The organism is Haloarcula sp. MBLA0163 (assembly GCF_055632435.1).
Genome location: NZ_CM145745.1, coordinates 2591662 through 2618116 on the forward strand (window position 1 = coordinate 2591662; position 26455 = coordinate 2618116).

Here is a 26455-nt window from a genome sequence, read left to right on the forward strand (position 1 = left end):
TATGTCTGACAGCATGCGTCGCCGGACCAGTCGGTTTCGGAGGATAGTGGCCGACAACGTCGCGCTCGTGGTCGTCTGCGTCCTGCTGGTCGGGGCCGTCGGGGGGTACCTCACCTACGCCACACACGTCGCCCCCGGGACAGAGACCCAGACGCGCCAGACCGCCTCGTGGGAGTCCAGCGGTGCGTTCACCCACCGGGCGACGGTCGTGAACGGGAGTCGAGCCTTCGACGAGGGGGCCGTGCTCCGGAACCGGACGGTGTACTTCCAGCAGGTGACGCCGCGCCTGAACGGGTCGTTCGCGTACACCTACGCGGCCAGCAGGGGTGGTGACCTCGGCGTTGACACCACCGTGTCGCTCGTCTTCCGGTCCGTCGAACCGTCCGAGGAAGGGGACGACACCGTCTACTGGCGCGTCGAACGGACGCTGAACCGGGCGAGCGAACGGTCGCTGGCGCCCGGCGAGCGGACGACGGTCCCGTTCTCGGTCGACGTGAGCGAGGCCGCCGCCGAGGCGGCTCGCATCGACGAGCGGGTCGGTGGGACGCCGGGGACCGTCGAGGTCGCCGTCGTCGCTCGAACCGTCCTCTCCGGGCAGCGGAACGGCCGGTCGGTCGACGCCACCAGGACCTACCGCCTCCCGATGACGGCCGAGGGGAACGTCTACCGCGTCGAGGACCCCGGGGCGGTGACGACCTCGGGCGGCCAGACCGAACGCGTCACCGTGCCCGCCGAGTACGGGCCGCTCCGCCGCGTCGGCGGGCCGGGGCTGCTGGTCGTCGCGCTCGGCGCCCTCGCCGGCCTCGGCTACGGCCGGCGGACCGGCTGGCTGACCGTCACCGACGCCGAACGGCGGTGGCTGGCCTACCAGTCCGCCCGCGAGGAGTTCGACGAGTGGATAACGACCGGACGCGTGCCGCCCGAGGTGGGCGCGCCGCCCGTCGTGGAGGTCGACTCGCTCTCCGGACTCGTGGACGTGGCCATCGACACCGACGACCGGGTCGTCGAAGACGAGCGCCGGAACGCCTGCCTCGTGCTCGGCGACGACCACTGGTACCGCTACGACGTCCCGACGGACCCGGCGACCGAGGAACGGGACGCCCCGATCGAGGCCGAAGCGACGACCAACGGCGACGGTCCCGCCGACGCGGCGGCACGCGACGTCGAACTCGCCGCGGACGACGAGGGCGAGTGACGCCGGGACGCGACCGCGGGGTATTTCTACGGGCCGGTCCGGTGTGAGGGCATGGACGCTGCGCTTGGCCCGCCCGAACAGATGGCCGAGCTGGACGACGACCTGACGCCGATGATGGCGCAGTACTACGAGCTCTGCGAGCAGTACGACGACGCGCTCGTCCTCTTCCAGGTCGGGGACTTCTACGAGGCCTTCTGTGCCGCCGCCGAGCGGGTCGCACGGCTCTGTGAGATAACGCTGACCCAGCGGACCGACTCCACCGGCGAGTACCCGATGGCGGGCATCCCCATCGACAACGCCGAGTCCTACGTCGAGACGCTGCTGGACGCCGGCTACCGTGTCGCCATCGCCGACCAGGTCGAGGACCCGGACGAGGTCAGCGGCGTCGTCGAGCGCGCGGTCACCCGGGTCGTCACGCCGGGGACGCTGACCGAGTCGGAACTGCTGGGCGGGGCCGACAACAACTACGTCGCGGCGCTGGCCGCCGGCGACGGGTACGGCCTCGCGCTCGTGGACGTCTCGACCGGCGACTGCTACGCCACGAGCGTCGCCAGCGAGACGGCCGTCGCCGACGAGCTGAGCCGGTTCGGCCCCGCCGAGGCCATCGTCGGTCCCGACGTCGACGTGGACGAGGACGCGGTGTTCGGCCCGGCCTGTCTCGTCACCGCGTACGACGCCGCCGCCTTCGGGCGCGAGCGGGCCGAGGAGCGCATCAAGCGGTACTTCGGGCCGCCCGAGCGGTTGCTGGCCGGCGACGCCGAGCGACGCGCCTGTGGCGCCCTGCTGTCGTACGCGGAGTACACCCGCGGGAGTGCGGGTGCCGTGGGACCGGACGGCGAACCGGTCGACCCCGACGTGGACCCCGAGCGGACGCTGGACTACCTCAACCACCTCACGCGGTACGACCCCCGCGAGTACATGCTGCTGGACGCGGTGGCCGTCGAGAGCCTCGAGCTGTTCGAGCGCCGCTCCGTGCGGGGCCACGAGAACCGCACCCTCGTGGACACGCTGGACGAGACGGCCTGCGCGCTGGGTCGGCGCGAGTTGACCGACTGGCTCCGCCGACCGCTGCTGGACACCGACCGCATCGACGCGCGCCACGAGGCCGTCGCAGAACTTCAGCGGGACCCCGCGACCCGCGAGCGCCTGCACGACCTGCTGGCGGACGTCTACGACCTCGAGCGGCTCATCTCCCGGGTCTCGCGGGGTCGGGCGAACGCGCGGGACCTGCGCTCGCTGGCGGCGACGCTGTCGGTGGTGCCGGACGTGCGCGACGCCCTCAACGACGCCGACGCCCGCCTGCTGGCGGACCTCCACGCGACGCTGGACCCGCTGACGGAGACCCGGGAGGAGATAACGGCCGCGATTCGCCCGGACCCGCCGCAGGCGGTCACGGAGGGCGGCGTCGTCCGCGAGGGGTACGACGACGAACTCGACGCCCTGCGCTCGACGGAGCGGTCGGGCAAGGAGTGGATAGACAGCCTCGAGGCCGACGAACGGGAGCGGACCGGCATCGACTCGCTGAAGGTCGGCCACAACTCGGTCCACGGCTACTACATCGAGGTGACCAACGCCAACCTCGAGTCGGTGCCCGACGACTACCAGCGCCGCCAGACCCTCAAAAATAGCGAGCGGTTCTACACCCCCGAACTGAAGGAGCGCGAGGAGGAGATTCTGCGCGCCGAGAGCGAGGCCGACGACCTGGAGTACGAGCTGTTCTGTCGGGTCCGGGACGCCGTCGCCGACGAGGCCGAGCGCGTGCAGGCGCTGGCCGACCGCCTCGCCCGACTGGACGTCCTCGTCGCCTTCGCCGAGGTGGCCGCCCGCCACGACTACTGCCGGCCGACCGTCGGCGGCGACGGCATCGACGTCGAGCGGGGTCGCCACCCCGTCGTCGAGCGAACGGAGGACGCGTTCGTCCCCAACGACACCCACCTCGGGAGCGGTCCCGTCGGGGACCGCAGTGCAGACGAAACCGACCCCTTCTTCGCCGTCCTCACCGGCCCCAACATGAGCGGGAAGTCCACCTACATGCGACAGGTCGCGCTCGTCTGTCTGCTGGCACAGGCGGGCAGTTTCGTCCCCGCGTCGTCGGCCGACCTCCCGGTGCTCGACCGCGTGTTCACCCGCGTCGGCGCCAGCGACGATATCGCCGGGGGCCGGTCGACGTTCATGATAGAGATGACCGAACTGGCGACCATCCTGCAGGAGGCGACGGCGGACTCGCTGGTGCTGCTGGACGAGGTCGGGCGTGGCACCTCGACGGCCGACGGCCTGGCCATCGCCCGCGCCGTCACCGAGTACCTCCACGACGAGGTGGGCGCCTACACCCTCTTCGCGACCCACCACCACGACCTGACAGAGGCGGCCGGCGACCTCGCCGGCGTCGCGAACCGCCACTTCGAGACGAGTCGGGAGGACGGCGACGTGGTGTTCGACCACGAACTCGCGCCCGGCGCGGCGGCGGCCTCCTACGGCGTCGAGGTCGCCGAGATGGCCGGCGTCCCCGAGCGGGTCGTCGAGCGGTCGCGGACCGTCCTCGCGGCCGACGAACCCGACGACACGTCGGCGGACGCCGCCCCGACCGGGGCCGCCCTCTCGGCCAACGGCCACGGAGCGACAGACGAGGGAGGACGGGGGGAAACGGCCGAGGTGGTCCGGGAGACGACGGCCGCCGACCTCGAGCGGACCCTCCGCGAAATCGACGTCGCGACGACGACGCCGGTCGAGGCACTGACCCTGCTCGCAGAGCTCAAGGACCGCGCCGAGCGAGAGTGATGCCTGAGGAGAGTTTACCGAATACTAACCAGTTAGGTAGACACGTTTTATTTCACTCTACCTAGTGGCAGGTATGCACACGACACCAGACGCCGCGGCGACCACGCCGGACCTCTCGACGACGGTCGACCAGACGGACTCGGTCGCCGAGACCGTCGTCCGAGCGGTCGCGGCGGTCGAAGACGACCCCGTCGAGGCGTTGCCCCCGCTGACGACGGCCGTCGACCCCGACGCGTTAGCGGCGCTGTTCGGTGCCGAGACGGTCGGCCACGTCTCCTTCACTTACTACGGGCACACCGTCGTCATCTCGTCGGCCGGCGACGTCGCCGTCTACTAGGGCGGTTCCAGCGAGACGAACTCCAGTCCCTTCTCGGCCAGCAACTGTCGTGCGCGGTCGGTCACCGACGGCGCGACGAGGATGCCCCGGACCTCGGTGTCGGCGTGGAGGTCCCGCCGGAGCGCCTCGACGTACCGGTCCAGTTGCCCGACCGCGTCGGGGCCGACGCGGCGGCGCTTCAGCTCCACGACGACGGTCCGGCCGGCCGCGTCCTCGCCGTAGACGTCGACGGCGCCGGCGGGCGTCTCCCGTTCGGTCGCCAGCGGCGTGAACCCCGACTCGACGAGGTCCGGCGCGTCCAACACCCGCTCTTTCAGGTCCGCCTCGGTCCCCGTGACGGCCAGTTCCTCGGGGTCGCTCACGTCGAAGGCCGCGGCGTGGGCCACCGTCTCGAAGACGATCTCCAGTTCCTCCTCGGGCGTCGTCCGCTCGGACCGGACCACGAGTGCGCCGTCGGCGACGGCGACGCTGTGGTCACACCCCGGCGGTTGCCAGTTGACCGGTTGCTGGCCCTCGTCGGTGTGGACCAGCGCGGCCCCGTCGGGTTTCAACGTCACGTGGCGGTCCCCGGGGCCGAGCGAACTGGCCGCTCGCCCCTCGTACTCGACGGTGCAGGGGCCGAACAACGTCACCATCGCCCCACGGGCTATCGCCCGTTCGACGAGGTCGCGGGCGACGTCGGGGGCGGGGTAACTGAGCGTCTCGACGGCGCTGTCGGCGGTCACGGCCGGCGGTTAGCGGTCGCCGCGTAAAAAGGGCGCGTCGTCGGGCAGGTGGACCGCGTCGGCCCGGTCGCGGAGCGCGGCCAGCAGCCCGTGCCGGACCGTCTCGGCGTCGACGCCCCGGGCGACCGCCTCACAGCCGCGCGACTTCTCCTCGACCCACCACGCCCGCAGCGCCGCCGGCTCGTCGGTGCGTGCGAGGGCGACGTCACCGGGGTCGTCGAGCGTCGGGTCCAGCCAACAGACACAGTACCGCCGGACCGACCCGTCACGGACGACGACCTGTTCGACCGTCGCGTCGAGTCGGTCCCGGACTGTGGCGGCCGACCACCCGCTCCCGAGCGGGCGCGACTGCGCGACCGGGTCGGCGTCGACGCCCCAGTGTGCGACCCGGCAGTCGAAGCGGCCGTCCCCGCGGGCGACGAGGACGAGGGTCCGGCGACCCATCAGCGGCCACTGGCCTCCAGCGCGGACATACCGGTCGGTGGTCGCCTCCCCCTACTTGAACGCTCGCGCTACGCGTCGGCCCGCGGGAGCAACACCGTGACGGTGTTGCCCGCCCCCTCCTCGTCGGCGAACTCGATGGACCCCCCGGAGAGGTCGACCACCCAGTACACCAGCCAGAGCCCCAGGCCGGTCGTGTGGTAGACGTCGTCCATCTCGTGGTCGCCGGTCAGCACCTCGACCTCCTCGTCGGGAATCGGGGAGCACCCGTCCCGGACGGACAGTTCGACCCACTCGTCGAGCGTCCGGATCGCGAGCGAGACGTTCGGGTCGCCGGCCTCGGAGTGTTCGATGGCGTTCTCGAGGAGTTCCTCGACGGCGAGGCGAACCCGCGGGAGTGCGACCACGTCGGCCCGGTCGGGCGCGGTCGTCTCGATGGTCGCCTCCGGGGCGGTGGCCCGCACGTCCCGCATCACTTCGTCGACGGCGGCCACGAGGTCGAACGCCTGTGGGACGCCCGCGTCGGTCAGCAGCGAGATTATCTCGCGCTGCTTGTCGGCGCTGTCGAGCAGGTCCGTCACGACCCGTTCTATCGTCTCGACGCGTGGCTCGACGGCGTCGCCGGTCTCGTCGGCGATGACGTCTAAGTTGCCGAGCAGGGTCGTCATGTCGTTGCGGAGGTTGTGCCGCAGGACGTTCTCCATCACGACGAGGTGTCGCTCGCGGCGGCGCCGGTCCGTGACGTCGCGCGTGAACCCCGCGATGCGGACCACCTCGCCGTCTTCGATAACCGGGTTCCCCCGCACCCAGACCCAGACGCTGTAATCGCGCTCCGGGTTCACGCGGTACTCGATGTCGGCCGGTTCGCCGGCCGAGAGCCGGGCCATCGCGGCCTTCACGTCCGGCACGTCCTCGGGGTGGATGGCGTCGATGAACGTCTGGGGGTCGTCCTGGAGCGCCTCGGGTGACATGCCGTATATCTCCTCGAAGGCGCCGTTGACGAACAGCAACTCCTCCCAGTCGCCGTCGAACAGCCACAGCACGTCGCTGACGGTGCGGGCCAGTTCGAGCAGGTGCGCCTCGGTCTGTTCGCGCTCCTGCCGGGCCTCGATGCGCGGCGTCACGTCCCGTGACGTGACGACGTAGCCGCCGAGAGCGGCGTCGGTGTGGTTCGAGAACCGGCTCTCCAGCCAGACCCACGAGTCGTCGCTGGCGGCGTGGCGGTAGGTGACCGTGTCGCTCTGCTCGCTGTCGGCGTCGACGACGCGCTCGAAGGTCGCCCTGACGGTGTCGAGGTCGTCGGGATGGATGTAGTCGAAGGCGTTCGTCCCGACCAGCGTGTCCGGTTCGTACCCGAGGATGCGCTCCGCTGCGTCGTTGACGAACTGGTACTCTCCGTCGGCGTCGACCACGACGATCTTGTCCCGCGTGTGGTCGAGGAGGAGAGAGAGCTCCTCGGCGAACCCCATACTGCTTGTCTAAACCCTGGTGGCATAAACTATTAGACAGACTCAGTGACAGGTCCGGAGAGCCTGCCTCGGCGGCGGTCGACCCGTGGCGACCGGTGTACGGTCGCCGCAGGGGTCCGGTACGGCGGCCATGTGAACCATGCACAACCCTCAAGTATAGCGTCACCGTATAATCACGTATGATGGGGAGCGAATGGCTGTACGGCGCCATCGCCCTGCTCGTCGGTCTACACGTACTGACGATGCTGTACGCCTACCGGCGGCAGAGCGACCCCGCCTCCGGCGCCACGCAGTCCGACCCCGAGATGACGCCGCGGGCCCCCAGCGACGACGCGACCGAGACCATCGACTGTGCCCACTGCGGGGCCACCAACGAGCGTGGGTACCAGTTCTGTCGGGAGTGCGTCGCCGACCTCTCCAGCGGCGCGCCACAGCGCCAGTCCGTCGAACACAGCCAACCCTACTGACAGGCGTCTTCGACCCGAGACGGTTCTCTCCGCAGCGACGAGCGCCGAGACCGGAGTCCGCGGTCAGCTCTCGCGGTCGCTCGTGGCGGCGGCCGACCCGCCCGCGCTCCCACCTGCCCCCGCGCTCGCCGACCCGCCGGAGGCGTTCGCGTCGCTGAAGTACGTCCCGACGAGCCGGTCGTCGTGCGTGACGACGAGCGTGAAGTCCTCGGGCGTCGAGACGTTCAGCGTCGCGTTGTACCGCACCGAGAGGTCGCAGTTCGCGCTCGCCGCGCCCGGGTCGCGGGCGACGTCGAGGACGTACCGCCCCGGCCCGAACCGGTCCAGCGAGGCCGAGAGCGTCGTGTCGTGGGCGTCGACGGCGATGGTCCGGTTGATGTGGACCCGTCGGCCGCCGGGGACCGGTCTGCTGACCGTGGCGTCGGGACCGGTCCGCGCGTCCGCACAGCGGGTGTCTATCTGCTCGAACGTGTGGAGTGACGTCTCCTCGAAGGCCGGGTCCTCGCCGCCGAACTGCAACGGCGTCGTCGAACCGACCGCGACGGTGGCCGCGCCGCTGACGGCGACGAGGGTCAACAGGCCGGCGAGGGCGTATCGTCGGTCCATACGCGAACGTCGTGTGCACTGCCCTAAGCGGCGGCGGTGGCTACAACCGCGGTTTGAGCGTCAGTCGAACGCCGACAGCGTCGTCTCGGTGGTGTCCCGGAGGTGTCGACGCACCCGCTCGCGGTCCCACCCGAGCGGCGACACCACCTCGGCGGCCGCCCGGACGAGACGCGCCCGGTAGCAGTCGGCGTCGTACCCGGTGGGAGCCTCGAAGTCGAGGCGGACGCGGTCGCGCGACTCCGTCCCGTCGTCGACGACCACGTAGCGGACGTCCTGTCCCGGGCGGCGCTCGATACCGTGGTCCCGGTAGCGCTCCAGCGCGGCGACGGTGCGCGACCGCCGGTCGTACCCCGAGAGGGGCTTCGAGACGCGCGTCCGAACGACGAGGTCCGCGGGGTCGACGGCGCCCCGCTCCAGTCTGGCCAGGTGACGACCGAGGCGGTCACAGACGGCGGCGGGGTCGCGGTGCCGGTCCAGCGACCGCAGGAGGTCGCGCTGGGCCGACGCGACGAACTCGCAGGTCGAGCGCCGCCGGGCCGCGAGCCCGCGAATCTTGAACGCGTCGTCGTCGGCCACCTTCCCGACGTAGCTGGTGAGCGACCCGCCGCGCCCGGTCTGCTGGGGGACGAACGCGGCCCACGCGAAGTCGTCCTCGTGCTCCAGCGGGATGCCCACGGCCTCGCTGATGGCGGCCGTGAGGTCGGCGACGGGCGTCGGGTCGGCGACGCGGGGCGTGATCCAGAGGCTGTCGACGATGCCGTGGAGCACGCGCCAGCCGCCCGCTTCGAGGCGCCGTTTCGCGTCCAGCAGTATCTCGCGGGCGTAGGCGTTGATGGCCTCGTGACACTCGATGCGGCCGAACTTGCTGTTGCGGTACCCCTGATAGCCGAAGCAGGTTACCAGAATCCATTTCAGCGCGTCCGAGCGTGCGGCCAGTCGCTCCTGGGCCTCGCCGTCGGCGTCGGCGAGGGCCGACTTGAGGTCGGCCCGGTCGTCGAGGATTGGCTTCAGTACGCTCGGGACGAAGCCGGGGTCGTCACAGACGCTGTAGTCCAGTCCCGGCACGTCGTCGCCGTCGTGGCAGTCACAGCGGACCGTCTCGGGGCTGAGGTTGTACTCACACATGATGCGCGGGTACAGCGAGGCGAAGTCGACCTCGACGACGTCCTCGTGGAATCCCACGTCGGGTTCGAACGTGAACCCGCCCCGGTCGGCGTCGTGGAGCGTGCGGGCGGGCTTGAACGCCTCCGGTTCGCGGGCACGCCACGGGACCAGCACGTCCCGGGACCGCGCCTCGCGTATCTGGATGGCCGTGAACACCGTCCCGATAGAGGACCGGGAGAGCGCCTGCAGGGGGAGCCACGACCGCTCGACGAGGTCCAGCAGGCCCGGGAGGCCGGCCTCGCCCCAGAGGAAGCTGTTCGACCGGTCGACGATGGCCCGCCCCGGGACGGCGTAGCGCGCCGGCGAGTGGCCGACGCGACCGTAGCTCTGGTAGGTGTTCGCGCCGGCGAGCCGACGGTGGCCCGGCTCGCGGCCGAGGTGGCAGTCGACGCCGAGGGCGTCGGCCCGGTCGTGGAGCAGCGGCACGAGGTCGGCGCTCGACAGCACCAGCACGTCGGGGTCGCGCGCGGCCAGTCGGCGAGCGAGCGCGCGCAGGACAGCGCCGTCGTCGGCGCGCCGCGTCTCGACCAGCCGCCGGCCGTCACAGCGCAGTTCGGTCAGGTCGCCGTCGGCCAGCGCCGCGGTCGGGAGCGAGAGCGAGAGCGAGCGCAGGTCCGCTTCGGGCACCGGACTCGTCCCCGTCGTGAGACAGTAGCGCGCCGTCGGGTCGAGGTCGACGTCGTACAGCCTGACGGTCCCCGGCGCCCACCGGTCGGGTTCGTGGACACAGCGTATCTCACGGGCGAGCGTCCGGAGTTCGCCGGGCCGCTCGCAGTCCACCCGCAGGACCCGGTCCCTGTCGTCCGCCCGGAGCGACGTGAACCGGCGCTCGAACCCCGTGTCGGCCACCTTCGGGTCGACGGCCAGTCGCTCCCGGAGCGTCGTCAGGACGTCCCCGGGCGCGGCGGCGTACAGCGACGGCGCGTACCGGCGGTCCTCGCGGACGGTCGCCCGTTCCCCGTCCGCCCGTGACCAGACGCGGACGCACTCGTCGGTCACCGCGACGGCGAACGCCATCAGCGGGGCCCTCCGTCGGTGTCGCCCTCGGCCTCGCCCTCCAGTTCGGCCACGCGCTCGCGCAAGCGCCGGAGCTCCGTCTCGTGGGCGAGGAGCATCGACACGAGGACGAGCGTCTCCCGGTCCGGGTCGTTGGCGTACCCCGCGGCGTCGGCGTGTCGGCGAGCGCGCTCGAACAGGCGCTCGAAGTCGTCGGCCGCCTCGTGTCGCAACGCCCGGCGGTAGTCCCGCCAGCGACCCTCGTAGTCGGCGAGGAAGTCGCGGTAGGTGGGGTTCGTCCGCCCCATCTCAGCCCACCACCAGTTCGACCGGGTCCGCCGTCGTCGGGCCTGGGTCGCCGACGGCGCCGCAGACGTCGACCCAGTACGGGATGGTCGTCTGCCACCAGCCGTCCCGCCAGTAGCCCGGCGGCGTGTGTCCCGGGGCGTCGACGGCGTAGCCCAGCGGCGTGTCCCGGCAGGTCAGCTCCGTGTCGGCCCGGTCGCGGAGCGACTCGCGGTGCGCGTCGGTCGCCGTCGGTGCGGAGACGAGGACCGGAACGTCGAGTGCGTCCGCGAGCGTCGCCAGCAGTTCGCAGGTCGCGCCGTAGAGCCGGTCGTACTCGCTCTCGGGCCCGTCGGCCCCCTCGTACAGCGCCGGGACGTTCGGCGCGACGACGAGGTCCGTGCGGCCCGAGGCGGCGTCGACGGCACGGCGGACGAGCGCGTGGTGCTGGTGGGCCGTGAACGCGCGAGCGACGCGGACGCCGCGGAGCGCGCCTCGGTCGCCGTCGGCCGTCAGGGCGTACGTCGAGGCCGCGCCCCCGGCGTCCACCCACAGCGTCTCCGCCGCCTCGGTCGACCGGACGAGGCGGGCGACGGCCCCTCGGCCGTCCGGCTGGTCGACGTAGACGAGTCCGGGTTCGAGCGGTGGCGTCTGCATGGCACGCCACACCATTGCGGGTGGTCGGGCCTAAAGTCGAGCCTCGGGTGCGGAGTGGAACTGGAAGTGGTCCAAACGGTTTTGCCGGCGGGGGGCCTCCGACCGACCATGTCAGTCCCAACGACGACACTCCCCAGTGGCGACGAACTCCCGATGGTCGGCGTCGGCACGTGGAACCTCGACTCCGACACCGTCGGCGACTCGGTTCGAGCGGGGTTAGACGCCGGGTACGCCCACATCGACACCGCCGAGGGGTACCACAACGAGGCCGCTATCGGCGAGGCACTCACGGACTACGACCGCGAGGACGTGTTCCTCACCTCGAAGGTCCTGCCGAAACACCTGGACTACGAGTCCGTCATCGCGTCCTGCGAGGCGTCGCTGGAGCGCCTCGGGACCGAGTACCTGGACCTGTACCTGGTCCACTGGCCCAACCCGGCCATCTCGCTCCGGGAGACGCTGGACGCGATGGCCACGCTCCACGACCAGGGGAAGGTGCGGAACGTCGGCGTCTCGAACTTCAGCGCCTACCAGCTCAGCGCCGCCCACCACGTCAGCGACGTGCCCATCGCCGTCAACCAGATCGAGTACCACCCGTGGAACACCCAGGACGACGTCGTCGAGTACTGCCGGGAGACCGACACCGTCGTCGAAGCCGCGGCACCCCTCGGCCGGACGGAGGTGTTCGACGACCCGACGGTACGGGCCATCGCCGACGCCTACGACCGGCCGCCGGCGCAGATCGTCCTCAAGTGGGCCGTCGAGAACGGCGTCGTCCCGCTCCCGAAGTCCACCTCGGCCGAGCACGTCCGCGCGAACCGCGACCTGTTCGACTGGGAGCTCGCCGACGAGGACCGCCGGCGCATCGACGACATCGACCACCACCAACCGGTGTACGACTATCCCGCCCGTGACTGGTCGGGCGACACCTACGGCATCTCGCGGTGAGCCGGGTCGATGGTGACGCCCCCCGCGCCCGGTCGCTGGGACGCCGCGGCCGCCGCCAGCGTCGCCGCCCTCCTCGTCGTCGCGTACGTTGTCGTCCCCGACGCGACGGTCCAGTACGGCGCGTGGCTCCTCGTCTTCTGTATCTGGATGGCGTGGTTCGTCGCCTTCGGCGCGCGCTGGCTCTACGGTGAGTGACACTCAACCATCACGCGAAATCGCAGGACGTGAAGCTTTTACTCGAATCCGTGTCAGCGAGAATTTATTTACTCCCGGTCGCTATACACACTCGATGCCTCGCATCGAAGTCTCGGAGAACCTGTACCGGCAACTCGAGGACGAAGCCGACGGCGAAACAATCGACGACACCCTCTGGAAGATGGTCGGTACCTACCGCCGCAAGCACAACCCCGAATCAGACCGACGATAAGACGCCCGTGACGATTCCTCTGTCGCCCGTGTGGTGAGCGGCTGCTGTCCAGTGACCCGAATCCAGACCGCGACGCAACCCGTTGGTGGATAACCGCTACCAGACAGACCGCGAATAAAACTGCCCGAGCGATGGGTGGTTATGCCGTCGACTCAGACAGTCGTCCAGGCGCCCCTGATGTCCGCCGCAGACATCTCCGTGTCGTGCGTCTCTTTCGCGTGTGTCTGAACGAACTCGATGAGCTCGTCCTCGTTCTCGGAGCGAATCACGAAGTCACAGTCGTATCCCGAATCTCGACAGACTATCTCTTTTGCCATCGTTTCGTACCTCGATAAGAGAGAGCGCAGCGACCCATTTGGTTACGAAGTCGCTAGCTGACCGGTGTTGACGCCGCCGTCGAGAAAGGTCGTCTTGTCCGTTCCTCCGACCGGTGGTCGAGACGACGAAGGGCGGTCGCCGCCCGCGGCACGTAACCGACCGATATCAGCCACTGTGACGTTCTTCCTGTAGCGCCCGTGCCTCTTCGACCGGGACGGTAATCCAGCCCTCGTCCTCTTCGAACTTGAGTTGGACCATCCCCTCAGGAATGTCCACGTCCACCGTGGTCGAGTGTTCGGCGACGAGATGGTGTGCGTACTGCCCCCAAGCCGCGTCCTCCGCGGGCGCGATGGGTCGCCACGAGCAGTCCGGGTGCGAGCAGTGTACCATACCTTACCACGCTTTTGCTCGACGGCCATATGAGGCTTTCTCAGCCCGGAAATCTGGTAGTTCGGTCCTATAGACACGACGTTCTGCTGTCGCTGTACGGGAACCTCGAGTCGGGCGACCTGGCACAGCGAAACGGGATTACGTGCGTCGTGCGCGGTCGAGAACCGTCTGCTCGACAGCGCCGCCGCTCGCTCTACATGCAAAAAGCCCCGCGGAGAGATGACTCTCCGCGAGGCTCGATGAAAGTATGAGTATGAATGGTGGCGGCGAACCAGCTTTCCCAGAGGCTCGCGCACTCCAGTACTCCCTGGAACGCTGGCGGGCTTATCTTCCGTGTTCGGGATGGGTACGGGAGGCAACCCCGCCGCTATGGCCGCCTAACGCCGAGTCGCGGAGTCGAACCGCGATACTCCAACTCGGTCGGGTCGATACGTGTACGTGCGATCCAGTTTGCGCCTGGACTCGTCCAGTCGACGAGTAAATCGTCGGTGAAGCGAGTCACAGTGCGTATGAATGATGGCTTCAGGTTGTTAGTTCTCGTGGGCTCAACACTTCGTTACCTCAGTGCGTACACCCCGAGTCTATCGACCCTGTCTTGTACAGGGACCTTCGGCGGTGTCTCTTTTCCAGGTGGGTTTCGAGCTTAGATGCGTTCAGCTCTTACCCCGTGCCGCGTGGCTACCCGGCGACTGCCCTCTCGGACAACCGGTACACCAGTGGCGGCCAATCGTAGTTCCTCTCGTACTATACGATCGTTCCCGTCAGACACCATGACACACCCAGTAGATAGCAGCCGACCTGTCTCACGACGGTCTAAACCCAGCTCACGACCTCCTTTAATAGGCGAACAACCTCACCCTTGCCCGCTTCTGCACGGGCAGGATGGAGGGAACCGACATCGAGGTAGCAAGCCACTCGGTCGATATGTGCTCTTGCGAGTGACGACTCTGTTATCCCTAGGGTAGCTTTTCTGTCATCAATTGCCCGCATCAAGCAGGCTAATTGGTTCGCTAGACCACGCTTTCGCGTCAGCGTTCCTCGTTGGGAAGAACACTGTCAAGCTATCTTTTGCTCTTGCACTCTTCGCCGGGTCTCTGTCCCGGCTGAGATAGCCTTAGGGCGCGCTCGATATCTTTTCGAGCGCGTACCGCCCCAGTCAAACTGCCCGGCTACCGGTGTCCTCCTCCCGGAGTGAGAGTCGCAGTCACCGACGGGTAGTATTTCACTAGTGCCTCGGTGGCCCGCTAGCGCGGGTACCTGTGTAGCGGCTCCTACCTATGCTGCACATCGGCGACCACGTCTCAGCGACAGCCTGCAGTAAAGCTCCATAGGGTCTTCGCTTCCCCCTGGGTGTCTCCAGACTCCGCACTGGAATGTACAGTTCACCGGGCCCAACGTTGGGACAGTGATGCTCTGGTTAATCCATTCATGCAAGCCGCTACTGATGCGGCAAGGTACTACGCTACCTTAAGAGGGTCATAGTTACCCCCGCCGTTGACAGGTCCTTCGTCCTCTTGTACGAGGTGTTCAGATACCTGCACTGGGCAGGATTCAGTGACCGTACGAGTCCTTGCGGATTTGCGGTCACCTATGTTGTTACTAGACAGTCCGAGCATCCGAGTCACTGCGACCTGCTCCGTTCCGGAGCAGGCATCCCTTATCGCGAACTTACGGGACTAACTTGCCGAATTCCCTAACGTCGGTTGCTCCCGACAGGCCTTGGCTTTCGCCGCCATGGACACCTGTGTCGGTTCTCGGTACGGACACCATGCTCGTCTTTTCACGGGCCCCAGGTTGAATCACGTTTCCCTATCCCGCCGTTCGTCCGCTTCCTGCCGTTACGGCTTCCACGGAGTTGGACGGTTCGACCGGGCGAAAACCCGGCGTGATCGACCCCAGGGCGTCGACTTTCACTGCATAGTGGCACGGGAATATTAACCCGTTTCCCATTTTGTCTCAGTCGAGTTGCGGTGAGACTTAGGACCGGCTAACCCTCAGCTGATCAGCAGTGCTGAGGAACCCTTATCCATTAGGCCGTCGGGGTTCTCACCCGACTATCGCTGCTACTATGGCCAGGATTTTCGTCACTATTCGGTCCACAGGAGTTCTCACCCCTGCTTCCATCCAAATAGAGCGCCAACCTACTCGGTCACCTTTTGACAGGTGCGGATAGGTCTCGGTGGTGGATTTGAGTCCCGATCATTTTGGGCGCCTCAAACCTCGGCCGGTAAGCTGTTACGCTTTTCTTAGAGGGTAGCTGCTTCTAAGCTCACCTCCCGGCTGTCTAGGGCTCGAGACCACCTTCAGAGGATTACACTTAATCCACACTTGGGGACCTTAACCTATCTCTGGGTTGTTCCCCTCCTGGTGCACAGGCTTACCCCGCACACCGGAATCCCCGCGTCGAACGGCGTTCGTAGGTTTGGAGTTTGACAGGTGTGCCGACTCCTCTCGGAGGCGGTCACACCAATCGGTCGCTCTACCCCACGAACTACCTCGGCGGAGGTCATGCTTCGACATGTTTCGGTTGGAACCAGCTGTTGCCGGACTCGATGGGCCTTTCACCCCTACACATAGATCACGAGAGGGTATTGTAGGACACCAACTCTAACAGGCTTCCACGTGCCTTTCGGCACGCTTCACCTTGTCCATGCGTAGATCGTCCGGATTCGGGTCGTGTCCACGTGGCTCCCCGCCCTTGAAGACGGCGGCCCTCGCCGTGAGGCTGCGGCCATGTCGGTTTCCCTGTGCCTCCCCGGATGCTCCGGTTAGACTTGCCATGTAGACACACTCCCTGGCTCGTTTTTCAAAACGTACGATAGAACATCGGCTTCCCGTGAGTCTTACTGGACGCTCGCGCGTCGGTCATTCGTCAGGGGACCTTGTATGCCCTATCGCTCCATCGCCAACTGAGTTCAAGCTCTATTTCGCCTCCCTTCTGAGGGTACTTTGCAGCGTTCGTTCACACTACTTGTGCACTATCGGTCTCGAGGAGTGTTTAGCCTTCGCAGTCGATGCCTGCGACGTTCGCGAGGGATATCCAACCCCCGCTACTCTGGAACTGACGCACGCCGTACTGGCCGTCATTACGGGGTTGTCACCCTGTATCACGCCCTGTTCCAAGGGACTTCATGCCGACGGTCGAGCGATGGGAGTCAGTCCGAACACCACATTGGTCGTGAGACCTTCGGTTTGGGCTGTATCGCGTTCACTCGCGGTTACTGACGACATCACGTTGCGTTTTCTTGTCCTCCCGATACTGAGATGTTTCAGTTCTCGGGGTTCCTCATTGCGCGAAGCAATTGCTGTGGGGATTCCCATTCGGAAATCCTGAGTTCTTCGCCTCCGTGCGGCTCCCTCAGGCTTTTCGCAGCTTGGCACGTCCTTCTTCAGCTCTCGAGCCGAGCTATCCACCAGTTGGCATAGTAGCCAACGTCGTTGTGACTCGTTACACTGAACGAGTCCAGTGGACGCCTGGATCGCACGTACACACGGTTTCATCCTCGCCCCCAAGGTGGTAGGTGGTGGGCGAATCGACCCTTCCCAGCCTCGGTTTCACCCGGGCTGGTGCATCTGTCGTCGTACCGTGTTCGAGCGCCGGCCCCCACTTGAGGGGCACGGTTTCGAACGCGGCACGAAGTACGGACCTGCCGGGAGTTGCACCCGGCGTCTCCGTGGGGAGACTCCGTCTCGGAGGGGTCTTTGTGAGCCCAGCGGGCCCATACAGTCGTCAGTGGTTACGCGCTGACAGTGCGGGTGACTTGTGGTCACCAGTCAGTTAAGGTGGGTCGAGGCAGAGCCTCGATCCCGGGCTGTAGGAGGTGATCCAGCCGCAGATTCCTCTACGGCTACCTTGTTACGACTTAAGCCCCCTTGCGGAGCCCAGATTCAACCAGGGTATCCTGGCTTCATCCGGACCCCACTCGGGTGCTTTGACGGGCGGTGTGTGCAAGGAGCAGGGACGTATTCACCGCGCGCTTCTGACACGCGATTACTACCGAATCCAGCTTCATGCGGGCGAGTTTCAGCCCGCAATCCGAACTACGACCACGTTTGGAGATTAGCTCCGCCTCTCGGCGTGGCATCCCACTGTCGTGGCCATTGTAGCCCGCGTGTTGCCCGGTCCATTCGGGGCATACTGACCTACCGTTGCCCGTTCCTTCCTCCGCTTTAGCAGCGGCAGTCTCCGTAGTGTACCCGACTACCTCGAGGGTATCGCTGGCAACTACGGATGCGGGTCTCGCTCGTTGCCTGACTTAACAGGACGCCTCACGGTACGAGCTGACGGCGGCCATGCACCTCCTCTCAACAGCTCGAGTAAGTTCGTCAAACTGACTGTCGTTACTGTTGTCGGGACCGGTGAGATGTCCGGCGTTGAGTCCAATTAAACCGCAGGCTCCTCCGGTTGTGGTGCTCCCCCGCCAATTCCTTTAAGTTTCATCCTTGCGGACGTACTTCCCAGGCGGCTCGCTTATCGTCTTCACTACGGCACATCACGCACTCATGGTGCGTGACATACCTAGCGAGCATTGTTTACAGCCAGGACTACCCGGGTATCTAATCCGGTTCGAGACCCTGGCTTTCGTCCCTCACCGTCGGGTCCGGTCTCTCGACGTGCTTTCGCCATTGGTGGTCCGTCCAGGATTACGGGATTTCACTCCTACCCCGGACGTACCCGTCGAGTCTCTCGGCCCCAAGCTGTGTAGTTTCCACCGGACGCCGGCCAGTTGAGCTGGCCGATTTCCCAATGGACTTACACAGCAGGCTACGGACGCTTTAGGCCCAATAATATCGGCCATCACTTGGACTGCCGGTATTACCGCGGCGGCTGGCACCGGTCTTGCCCAGTCCTTGTTCCTGTACCACCTTACGGTACAGAAAAGCGAGGACTATATGCCCTCGCACTCGGAGTCCCCCTATCGCACTGGCGTGCAGTGTAAAGGTTTCGCGCCTGCTGCGCCCCGTAGGGCCCGGTATCTTGTCTCAGATACCGTCTCCAGGCTCTTGCTGTCACAACCTGTACCGATTATGGGCATGGTGGGCCGTTACCCCACCATCTACCTAATCGGCCGCAGCCACATCCTACAGCGCCGGGGCGTTTCTCACTCTCGACACTCCAGTCTGAGAGTGATATCCGCTATTGGCCTCAGTTTCCCGAGGTTATCGCGGTCTGTAGGGTAGTTTGGCCACGTGTTACTGAGCTATACGCCGCGAGTCTGAACTCGCACGACTAGCATGGCTAAATCGGACTCCGATAGCAATGGCCTCCGGCAGGATCAACCGGAATGTGCTGACATGGGTCAGCGGCGGAAGTGGTTGCACTCCGTCGGAAGCGTAACCCATCGACTCCTACGTCGATGGTGACTACTGTATGGGTCCGTGGGCTCACATCAGATTCCATCTTGACGGCGGACCGCAGGGGTGGAATCCTCATGTTGGGTGGCCCGTCGCCGGGTGGCGACGGACCGTGTCGGCCCGGGGCGACCCGGGGCGACCTTCGCATCATATCCGATGGGAGGGGTATACATAAATGACTCGTCTCACGGACGCCCTGTGCCGACCCCACATAGCGCATACGTGTGGCGGTTTCACACGCTTTTGGTCCGTAGATGGAAAGTTAGAGCCCAATATAAAACACGACGGGGTCGGCAGGTAGCAGCACGACCCGCCGTTAAACGCCTGAACACCACTGTCGTCCCACTGCCCCGTTCGAGAATCGATGCCGGAGGGACGTACCCACGGTCGGGGAGGTAAGTGACGCCACAGCGGATCGAAGCTACCGTCGGCACGTCGGCAGGCGCGGCCGGCAGTAGCGCGCTGGCTTCCGCGAACACCGCCTCGAGTCCATCCAATCGCTCGTACTCCCGACCGAGAAAGGTCGTCCGCCGTTTTAGTCACCAGAAAGCACTTCCAGACACCACCGAGAATCGAGGGTATGAAGCGGCGAGCCCTCCTCGCAGCGGCCAGCTGTGTATCTGTCGGCGTTGCTGGGTGTCTGAGCACGCTCGACTCCGAACGTAGTGGCAGGAGGTACGAGAGATGCGACCAGACGTTCGTGAGACTGGGGTCGCTCCCGACTCCCGCAGAAGAAGAGGCGACCACCGCCATCACGGATGGGGTGTACGAGACTGATGGCGAGCTGTTGCTCCCCGACGTGATCGACCTCGACACCAGCTATCTCCACGGTGGTGAGACGACGTACTACGAGATGACCGCCACGAGTGGTGATGGCGTCGAACGCCTCCGTACCGAGAGGGTACGACCCAAGAGAACCAGCCTCCCGGCGATTATCAACAGGATGGAGACTGAGCTGACCGTCGATACCCGCATAACCAGTGCAGACGAGCTGGTGTTCGAGGACACGGTCATCCTCCCCTCGGGGACTGAGAGCGACCTCGACGATGGGACGTACGGATATGGGGGGTATCAGGCCGAACTCACTATTTCGACTGGTACGGAGACCCGGGAGGCGACGGTGGGATGGCGCGTCAACCACATCCACGGGCTGGGCGACCTCGTCATTTCCGCGGACGGCGTGCAGATGACCGACGGCCCAACGGCGGAGCGAGAGGGGTGTGAGTGGAACGACGAGGGGGACCTCGTGAGCGACGACAGGTGAGCGCCGCTGTACCTACGCCGGCACAGGGCCGTCAGTCTGCCCTGCGTTCTCGGGTTCGTCGTCGGCTTCCGTTCCTGTCGACCATGCGCCTCGTAACACAAATTTGCGCCGTTGTACTGGATGAGTGGCATACTTCGAACGTCAACTCGCGTCTGGATGCCGACTCGTGCTGAACACGCCCTCTGTACGGGTCACCCCGCTACCGACAGCGGTCGGGTAGTCCGACCGGCTCCTGGTGAATACAGGGCGCGCATGCCCCACTTTTTGCCAGGAATTCGTCCCTCTACACTATGCCCCGCGTCAACAGCTTGTGTAGTACTGAAATGTACTTTTATTGTTGTTTGTTACCAAGGTGCTCACATGACCACCGTAGAGTCAGGGGCGACGGCAGACGAACAACCAACCTCACAACGTACCGGGACCCTCCAGCCGTTCCCCGGTCGGTTCATCCCGGGCGTGTGTTTCGAAAGTGGTCACTGTGTCTGGCTACTCGATTTCACGGATTCGCCGACCCGATTTGCGTCGTATACTGAGTTGTGGATCATCACACCGGATGGCGAGCGAGTGCTGTACACTGACCCCGGGGCGGCCGCCGAAGAGGTACTCACGTACCACGACTTTGACCGAACCGTCGGTGCTGACATCCGGCACCAGCGACAGACGGGGACTACCGAGTTGGAGATGGAAGCATCCGACGGAACAACATTCGAGATGCGGGTGACGACCGGCCAGACCATCGGCACACGCATATTGAACGCCGTCATTGCCCTGACGCCACAGTCGGTTTTGCAAAGTAATCTGGGAACGACGATCAGCACCGCGTCGCTGAACCTCCTCGTCGATGCGAACGGATTGAGAATTGCTGGGCGCACAGAGACCGGCCGACGATACCGACTTGACGCCGACAGCTTGGAGCGGCTCACTGGTGGGACCGCAGTTCTAAACGGGACGGACCTTGGCGACGTCGTTTCTCCGTCCCGAGCCATCGAATTCGGCGACGCGAAAACGACTGCCGACGGGTTGTACGCCCCTGGAACGCTCCATTTGGAACGGGTCAGCTAACACTCCACTGAATACGCCTCTGTATCGGTCACGTCGGTACTGACAGACTCCGAGTAGTTCGCAAGGGCAGTGCTGCATGCAGGGCGCTAATCGGTCAGAGGTTGTCCGCTGAAAGACGGGGTCGTGAATCAGCCAGTACGGGGGATGGGGTCACCACTGTGATGCTTCTCTGGAAAAAACCTATACGCCATTCGAGGTAGGTGTCGCTATGGAGGAGTGGGTCAAATTCATACTCCTCGCCGTAGCTCTGTTCGTCGTTATCGCCGGTAGTGCCTCGCTCTTTCTCCCACCGGACGTTGTTTCAACGGTGCCGGTGAGCATCGCGGCTCTCGTGGTTTGTTGGTCTGGTGCGTATTGGGTCGTCTATTATCGAGGCGGTAAGGGCCTCCTCGGGTCTGGTGGATAAGCACTCACTGAGCAGTTGGTACAGAAGAATAGCCGAAAGGAACGAGGGCCAGTGCTGCACACAGCCTCTGTGTTCAGCAGCGAACGACTGACGAAACCCTATGACAATGCGCGAATGGACTCGCCGGGATACCATGACGCCGCATGAAAGAATCGAATAAATCCTGTCGCCGTCAGGCAGTCTCGAAAGCAGACTCAGCACCAGCAGTGGGTCGGTAGTGGAACCGGCTAAGTCTCGACACACAAATCAAGGGTTGTCCAGTATCTTCCAGATACGCCGTGGCCGATACAAAGGCTAGATTCAGCAACAGCGGTTGGTTCTATCCTGCTCATGTCGGCGGACAGCGGGACACTGAGTTGCGCCGTAGTACCCGCTCACGGGACTGCTGCAGCCCGCGATTGCGTGCCGAGACGTTGGCTGATGGACAGGAAACACGACCCCAATTGATCACTTCGCTCTCCGAGGTGGGGGGAGCGTAGTCGGTTGCCAGCGTCTGCGAACCCTGTTTCGGACATTGCAAGACTGGAGTAGGATTTATTGAAAAGACTCGTCTATAGTCGTATAATGCGCGAAGCTATCGTCACGATGAGTGACGAAGCACTCCAGGAGATGGGGCTCGGTGACTTGGTTGCCTACACCAAGGACGCCGGTATCCGTGAACTAGAGGAACTCGACTGCCACGGAAACGGCGGCGTGATGCAACTCGAAGTCGAGGAGAAACTCGAAGGCGAGCGCCTCTCGGCGTTCGAGGCAGTCTCCCAGTGGGAATTCGTCGCAGAGAAAGAAGATACCTATCTCTACCTGATCGAAATCATCGCGCCGGATCTGACCGACGAAATCACCGACTACGGCGATAAGCTGGTCGGGACCTGTGATCCCTCGATGACCGAACACGGTGCCACGATGGAACTTGTCGGTCCCCAGCAGACGATCAGCAAGACTCTCCAGGAGTACGAGGCTGCCGGCATCTCGCCGGAACTGGAGAAACTCGGCGACTACGACGGCACCGACACAGATCTCGATGCGCTCACAGAACGCCAGAGGGAGATCGTGCACACTGCCTACGATATGGGGTTTTACGAGGTTCCCCGTGAGGTGTCGACAGAAGAGGTGGCCGCTGAACTGGCTGTAGACGCCTCGACTGTGGCCGAACACCTTCAGCGGGCCGAGCGAAACCTCCTCTCCCAGAAATTCGGGGCACAGGGGTAACCCGCTGGTTGCGTGTCGTCTGTTCTTGGAACGGTCCGGTAGCCTCGGGTATCCCGCAGTCAGACGTTCGCTGTCGTGATCGAGGACACCTTGTGGGATGGCGCTGCGATCGTCACTGTGTAGACTCCGCCGAGGAACGATTCCCCGGTAGTGAGTTCGAGGTCGGTATCGGCCATCATCGGTTCCAGGCGACGGGTGAGGTCAGCAAACAGAAACCGAGCGAGTGGGTTGATCGCACGACGAAGCAGCGACGGCTTCGTGCCCTCGGGAACGAACTTGTCATAGATTGAGACACGTCCTTCGGAATCGAGGACGCGTTCTGTCTCGGCGACGACTCTCTCGGGCTGGGGGACCACCGACAGGATCAGATGGAGCAAGACGGCGTCGAAGGAGTCGTCGTCGAACGAAAGCGACCGGCCGTCCCCGACTCGGGCGTCTACATCCAGCCCAAGCGAGTCGCCTCGTCTCTCCGTCCGTCGAACCATCGCTGGCGTCACGTCGACGGCAGTGACCTCCACTCCTGCGGGCAGGTATTCGAGATCGATTCCGGTTCCGGATCCCGGGATGAGGACGCGGTCGCCGGGCTGGATGTCGAGCCGTTCGATAGCACGTCTGCGGCCCCGCTCCAGCGGCTTCGCCCCCCAGTCGTAGACCGGCGCGTACAGCCCGTATCTGGCTCGATTTAGCCAGTTTGACAGATTCATACTGTGCTTCTCGATTGGGACTCGGGACTATCGCGATACAGCGTGACACCCACGACGAACAGCCATGCGAAGCTGAGTGCCTGGGAGACGATAGCAACCAGACTCGCCGGGGACCGGACGGGCGCAAACGTTACGAGCGCCACGACACCCGCAAGTGCAGTCGTCACGCCGACGAGACCACCGAGCCAAAGGAGCGCCCGATGAGTCAGTCGCGTCCCCGCCAGCGCCAGCGCGAGTGCCGTAATCGCACTTCCGAGGACGATCGCGAACATGAGCATGTGACCAGTACCGAAGGGGTGGAGGAGCGGCGGTGACAGCATCTCGTGGGCGTGCTGCTGGTAGGCAATCACATCGACATACACCCACGTCGCCCACTGGAGTGTGTGGAGTACACCTAGTCCGACGAGCCCACTAGCCACGTAGCCGGCGATACCAGTCCGTGACGCAGGAATGGCGACGACGAGCCGTACCGTTCCGATAGCGACGAATGCCGACGCCACGAACCATAGCACGTGACTCAACATCCACGGGACCGGTGTGGATGCGCCTGGCTGACCACTCTGTGTGAGGACGGCACTTCCCGCGAAGAACGCAATCGCCCCACAGAGAAACGCCGCCCCTCTCTTCCGGGTCATGTCGGCAATCAACTCGCTGGCCGTCCGTTCGGTGCCTGCTGTGGTTGGTTCAGTCGCCACGTTGTCTCACCGTATTCCGCAACTCGAACGGGAGTCTAATCGGGATTCCTCCCTGTCTGCTGGGCAGATTTAAGTCGTGTTGATGGTAGGACCGCTGTCGATACGGCCGGCAAACGTATCTGACGAAGAGTTGATGCTTGACGCGACCGACTGCGGTGACGATTTCTATCACTGGAAGGGACGATGGCCACCGCAGTTATTCGACCACTCAGTCAGAACGAAGCCACAACGAGTATCGGGTGTATCAGGAGGGTCGAGACCATCAGTAGCGTCGCAGAGACGATCGCTGCATAACTCAGCGATACCAGTAGGGGGAGAGGCACGCCGACTAATCCCCTCTTGTGTGTGCGTGTTGGCGATCGTTCTCCGGGGTGGAGGTTGTGGATACACTGGGTGTCACCTCGAGAGTACAGAGGGCATACTGGGAAGTTTCTCTGACGCCCATGATACTGGATGGTTTGTGTGACGCTCTCATCGGCCAGGCGAAGGATCACCGTCCTCGAGGACAGTGACGACGTGCCATGCATTTTGCACTGCGACGAGACTGGCTCCAGCCAGAGCCTGCCGATATCCACTTCCTTCTCGACGAAACCGATTGTACAGGGGATCGAAACGGGACCAACGGGTGTTCGTGGGTCGAATCGTTGGGAGGGGATACACGAACAGGAACAGCGGAATCACCTGTTCTCGTCATCGCGCGCAGTATAACACACGGTTCCAGTAATAAACCAGCCCACATCACTGGGAGCAAAGACGACGCTGTAGCGTCTCGTATGTTTAGATGCGATGTACGACACAGACAGCGAGACTACGACAGTCGGCGTCACCGATGGATGCTGTGGCGTCAACGCACAGGAGACGAATGCCGAAGATGGCCCCCGTCACTGGCTCGGGGAAGGCGGGCTCGACCAGCGCCTCCCCGAGGACTTTCGAACAGCGCTCGGACGCTTCGTCGGGGTCGACTCAGTCGATACGCTGGCCGAATGGTGCGCGCAGATCCGGCGACAAACCGGCGGTGGCGCCATCGATATCGGTCAGCTTTGCCACACCGAGGAGGAAACAGACCACTGGGGAGAGGTAACTGGCGAGCGCCACCACTTCCAGTGTTTCTACGACGCGATCATCCTCGCTGCACTGGAAGACAAACCCGTCGACGTTCACACGGTCAGCCCCGGCGGAGTGGTTATCGAAGCCCACGCAGTGGGTACCCAAGAACTGTCAGTCAATCCCGAAACGGCTGTCTTCTCGCTGGGCATCGGACTGGATGCTCACGAACGGTCAGGTGGCGACCCGACGCTTGAGGACAGTTATGCTGCTATCTGTCCGTACGTCAAAGCCTTTCCCGATCGCGGTGCGTACGACACGTGGGCCGATGTCGTTCCCGCCGCAACCGTAGCCACGCCACTCGCAGGTGCGACAGCGTTCGCTCGAGCGCTGACCGCGGAGGGCGATGATGACCGAAAATAACACGAGCCCGTCCATGCCCACCGGATATCGGCGACATACCCTCGCCGATGTCAGGGAAACCTACCGTGAGCAGGCCACGACGATGGCCAGGATGGACTGGCTCAATCGGGCGTTCACGGGTCGGTATCGTCGAGCGCTGTTTGGCGATGCGACCGGCCGAGTCCTCGACGTGGGCTGTGGCGTCGGAACCAACGCCCAGTATCTCGGACCAGAGACTGAGTACGTTGGCATCGACATCAGTAATGCGGTGCTCACAGAGGCAAGTCAACGTCTTGCCGACAGCCCTCAGGAAACGACACTGTACGAGATGGATGCCCAGGATCTCGACTTTCCAGACGGTAGTTTCGATACCGTCATATCCTCACTGTCGACGTGTACGTTTCCTGATCGGGTCGAGGCACTCTCGGAGATGGGGCGTGTCTGTTCGCCCGATGGACGGATTCTACTGTTAGAGCACGGTCGAAGCAGCGTCGGACCCATCGCCCGTTTTCAAGACTGGCGGGCAGATGCACACTTCGAGAAACATAGCTGTCGGTGGAATCAGGAACCACTCGCCGTTGTCGCCGAGTCGCCACTGACGACTATCGAGTCATCATCCGCCTTCCTCGGCATGATTACTGCTATCGAAGCCCGTCCAGCGTAACGATGGTGTTTGTGGAGACAAGCGAGTGAATCTACGCACTGGAACGGGGGGACGCCACGTAGTTGCCCCAGACGAGTGCTGTGTAGCTACTTTGTTGTTTGGCTACGGATTTGGCGGCGATACGAGTTCTGCTGCATGTGTGCGGTGTATGCAGCACTCACTCTGAAACGTATCAGTTCGCATGGTCGTCAAATACGGCAAATCACAGGACGACGACGGATGCGACACGATTCGTGATGATATCACATGTCGGCAGAAAGAGCTAATTAGAATATAAAGGCCCTATACTGGTCGAAAATAGGCGATTCATCAAGAGTGGACTCGCCGGGATACGATGACGCTGCGTGCAAGAATCGATTAAACCCCGTTGCCTTCGGGTGGTTTCGAGAATCGTCTCGCCACAAGCGTCGAGTCAGCTATCAATCCCCCAGATCAAGAGTGTATCCC

At 64.6% G+C, this 26455-nt stretch carries 24 protein-coding genes and 3 rRNA genes; 13 read left to right on the plus strand and 14 right to left on the minus strand.

Translation table 11 applies throughout. The annotated features are described in order from the left end of the window. The first annotated feature begins 46 nt into the window (after positions 1 to 46). The 3 genes from ACV7GQ_RS13775 (at position 47) to ACV7GQ_RS13785 (ending at position 4310) form a co-directional block, all read left to right on the plus strand. A complete protein-coding gene (locus ACV7GQ_RS13775; RefSeq protein WP_470310806.1) occupies positions 47 to 1195 on the plus strand; it encodes a DUF5305 domain-containing protein in 1149 nt (382 codons plus the stop codon). 51 nt (positions 1196 to 1246) lie between these two features. Next, entirely contained in the window at positions 1247 to 3973 is a 2727-nt protein-coding gene (gene mutS / locus ACV7GQ_RS13780; protein WP_470310807.1) for a DNA mismatch repair protein MutS, read from the plus strand. A 73-nt stretch (positions 3974 to 4046) separates the two neighbouring features. Continuing rightward, positions 4047 to 4310, plus strand: a complete 264-nt coding sequence (locus tag ACV7GQ_RS13785) for a HalOD1 output domain-containing protein (protein WP_470310808.1) — start codon at positions 4047 to 4049, stop codon at positions 4308 to 4310. Here ACV7GQ_RS13785 and nucS read toward each other — a convergent pair. From nucS to ACV7GQ_RS13800, 3 genes are all read right to left on the minus strand, one after another. Next, complete coding sequence (gene nucS / locus ACV7GQ_RS13790; RefSeq protein WP_470310809.1) at positions 4307 to 5035, minus strand: endonuclease NucS; 729 nt, start codon at positions 5033 to 5035, stop codon at positions 4307 to 4309. The genes ACV7GQ_RS13785 and nucS overlap by 4 nt on opposite strands. 9 nt (positions 5036 to 5044) lie before the next feature. Further along, a complete protein-coding gene (locus tag ACV7GQ_RS13795) occupies positions 5045 to 5479 on the minus strand; it encodes a DUF6735 family protein (RefSeq protein ID WP_470310810.1) in 435 nt (144 codons plus the stop codon). Positions 5480 to 5547: 68 nt separating this feature from the next. Next, complete coding sequence (locus ACV7GQ_RS13800) at positions 5548 to 6945, minus strand: PAS domain S-box protein (RefSeq protein WP_470310811.1); 1398 nt, start codon at positions 6943 to 6945, stop codon at positions 5548 to 5550. Between the two features lie 179 nt (positions 6946 to 7124). Here ACV7GQ_RS13800 and ACV7GQ_RS13805 point away from each other — a divergent pair, with 179 nt between their 5' ends. After that, positions 7125 to 7412 carry a DUF7577 domain-containing protein gene (locus ACV7GQ_RS13805; RefSeq protein WP_220617266.1) on the plus strand — a complete coding sequence of 96 codons (288 nt, stop codon included), beginning with the start codon at positions 7125 to 7127 and terminating at the stop codon, positions 7410 to 7412. 63 nt (positions 7413 to 7475) lie between these two features. On the opposite strand, the gene ACV7GQ_RS13810 is transcribed toward ACV7GQ_RS13805, so the two are convergent. From ACV7GQ_RS13810 to ACV7GQ_RS13825, 4 genes are read right to left on the minus strand one after another with little or no spacing between them, the layout of a single operon-like run. Next, complete coding sequence (locus tag ACV7GQ_RS13810) at positions 7476 to 8018, minus strand: hypothetical protein (protein ID WP_470310812.1); 543 nt, start codon at positions 8016 to 8018, stop codon at positions 7476 to 7478. Between the two features lie 60 nt (positions 8019 to 8078). Beyond that, positions 8079 to 10199 carry a type B DNA-directed DNA polymerase gene (locus ACV7GQ_RS13815; protein ID WP_470310813.1) on the minus strand — a complete coding sequence of 707 codons (2121 nt, stop codon included), beginning with the start codon at positions 10197 to 10199 and terminating at the stop codon, positions 8079 to 8081. Next, positions 10199 to 10486, minus strand: a complete 288-nt coding sequence (locus tag ACV7GQ_RS13820) for a DUF8156 family protein (protein WP_470310814.1) — start codon at positions 10484 to 10486, stop codon at positions 10199 to 10201. Before ACV7GQ_RS13820 ends, ACV7GQ_RS13815 begins: the two co-directional genes overlap by 1 nt. Before the next feature lies 1 nt (position 10487). Then, the gene (locus tag ACV7GQ_RS13825) at positions 10488 to 11120 is read right to left on the minus strand and encodes a hypothetical protein (protein ID WP_470310815.1); all 633 of its coding nucleotides are present in this window, start codon (positions 11118 to 11120) and stop codon (positions 10488 to 10490) included. A 108-nt stretch (positions 11121 to 11228) separates the two neighbouring features. Between ACV7GQ_RS13825 and ACV7GQ_RS13830 the strand changes: the two genes are divergently transcribed. The 3 genes from ACV7GQ_RS13830 to ACV7GQ_RS13840 all read left to right on the plus strand — a co-directional run bounded on the left by ACV7GQ_RS13830 (position 11229) and on the right by ACV7GQ_RS13840 (position 12495). Further along, positions 11229 to 12068, plus strand: coding sequence for an aldo/keto reductase (locus ACV7GQ_RS13830; protein WP_470310816.1), 840 nt, complete (start codon positions 11229 to 11231; stop codon positions 12066 to 12068). 9 nt (positions 12069 to 12077) lie between these two features. Further along, complete coding sequence (locus ACV7GQ_RS13835) at positions 12078 to 12263, plus strand: hypothetical protein (RefSeq protein WP_470310817.1); 186 nt, start codon at positions 12078 to 12080, stop codon at positions 12261 to 12263. A gap of 94 nt (positions 12264 to 12357) precedes the next feature. After that, positions 12358 to 12495, plus strand: a complete 138-nt coding sequence (locus ACV7GQ_RS13840; RefSeq protein ID WP_166968190.1) for a hypothetical protein — start codon at positions 12358 to 12360, stop codon at positions 12493 to 12495. 152 nt (positions 12496 to 12647) lie between these two features. Here ACV7GQ_RS13840 and ACV7GQ_RS13845 read toward each other — a convergent pair whose 3' ends face one another. From ACV7GQ_RS13845 to ACV7GQ_RS13865, 5 genes are all read right to left on the minus strand, one after another. Further along, positions 12648 to 12812, minus strand: a complete 165-nt coding sequence (locus ACV7GQ_RS13845) for a DUF1059 domain-containing protein (protein WP_470310818.1) — start codon at positions 12810 to 12812, stop codon at positions 12648 to 12650. A 166-nt stretch (positions 12813 to 12978) separates the two neighbouring features. Continuing rightward, on the minus strand, positions 12979 to 13203 hold the full coding sequence (locus ACV7GQ_RS13850) for a hypothetical protein (protein WP_470310819.1): 225 nt from the start codon (positions 13201 to 13203) through the stop codon (positions 12979 to 12981). Between the two features lie 258 nt (positions 13204 to 13461). Beyond that, positions 13462 to 13584 (minus strand): 5S ribosomal RNA (rrf, locus tag ACV7GQ_RS13855). Positions 13585 to 13713: 129 nt separating this feature from the next. Next, positions 13714 to 16642 (minus strand): 23S ribosomal RNA (locus tag ACV7GQ_RS13860). 377 nt (positions 16643 to 17019) lie between these two features. Then, positions 17020 to 18490: ribosomal RNA gene (locus ACV7GQ_RS13865) — 16S ribosomal RNA — on the minus strand. The 16S, 23S and 5S rRNA genes sit together here, the layout of an rRNA operon. Before the next feature lie 648 nt (positions 18491 to 19138). On the opposite strand from ACV7GQ_RS13865, the gene ACV7GQ_RS13870 reads away from it, so the two are divergent. The 4 genes from ACV7GQ_RS13870 (at position 19139) to ACV7GQ_RS13885 (ending at position 22499) form a co-directional block, all read left to right on the plus strand. After that, positions 19139 to 19822 carry a hypothetical protein gene (locus tag ACV7GQ_RS13870; RefSeq protein WP_470310820.1) on the plus strand — a complete coding sequence of 228 codons (684 nt, stop codon included), beginning with the start codon at positions 19139 to 19141 and terminating at the stop codon, positions 19820 to 19822. A gap of 360 nt (positions 19823 to 20182) precedes the next feature. Next, complete coding sequence (locus ACV7GQ_RS13875) at positions 20183 to 20884, plus strand: hypothetical protein (protein ID WP_470310821.1); 702 nt, start codon at positions 20183 to 20185, stop codon at positions 20882 to 20884. A gap of 208 nt (positions 20885 to 21092) precedes the next feature. After that, a complete protein-coding gene (locus tag ACV7GQ_RS13880; protein ID WP_470310822.1) occupies positions 21093 to 21290 on the plus strand; it encodes a hypothetical protein in 198 nt (65 codons plus the stop codon). Positions 21291 to 21854: 564 nt separating this feature from the next. Beyond that, positions 21855 to 22499, plus strand: coding sequence for a helix-turn-helix domain-containing protein (locus ACV7GQ_RS13885; RefSeq protein ID WP_470310823.1), 645 nt, complete (start codon positions 21855 to 21857; stop codon positions 22497 to 22499). 59 nt (positions 22500 to 22558) lie between these two features. Here the strand turns inward: ACV7GQ_RS13885 and ACV7GQ_RS13890 are convergent, their stop codons facing one another. Then, positions 22559 to 23203 carry a class I SAM-dependent methyltransferase gene (locus ACV7GQ_RS13890; protein ID WP_470310824.1) on the minus strand — a complete coding sequence of 215 codons (645 nt, stop codon included), beginning with the start codon at positions 23201 to 23203 and terminating at the stop codon, positions 22559 to 22561. Next, entirely contained in the window at positions 23200 to 23898 is a 699-nt protein-coding gene (locus tag ACV7GQ_RS13895; protein ID WP_470310825.1) for a hypothetical protein, read from the minus strand. Before ACV7GQ_RS13895 ends, ACV7GQ_RS13890 begins: the two co-directional genes overlap by 4 nt. Before the next feature lie 786 nt (positions 23899 to 24684). Between ACV7GQ_RS13895 and merB the strand changes: the two genes are divergently transcribed. Together merB and ACV7GQ_RS13905 are read left to right on the plus strand one after the other, a co-directional pair. Continuing rightward, positions 24685 to 25365, plus strand: coding sequence for an organomercurial lyase (gene merB / locus ACV7GQ_RS13900; protein ID WP_470310826.1), 681 nt, complete (start codon positions 24685 to 24687; stop codon positions 25363 to 25365). Between the two features lie 13 nt (positions 25366 to 25378). Next, entirely contained in the window at positions 25379 to 26008 is a 630-nt protein-coding gene (locus tag ACV7GQ_RS13905) for a class I SAM-dependent methyltransferase (protein ID WP_470310827.1), read from the plus strand. Positions 26009 to 26455 lie beyond the last annotated feature (447 nt).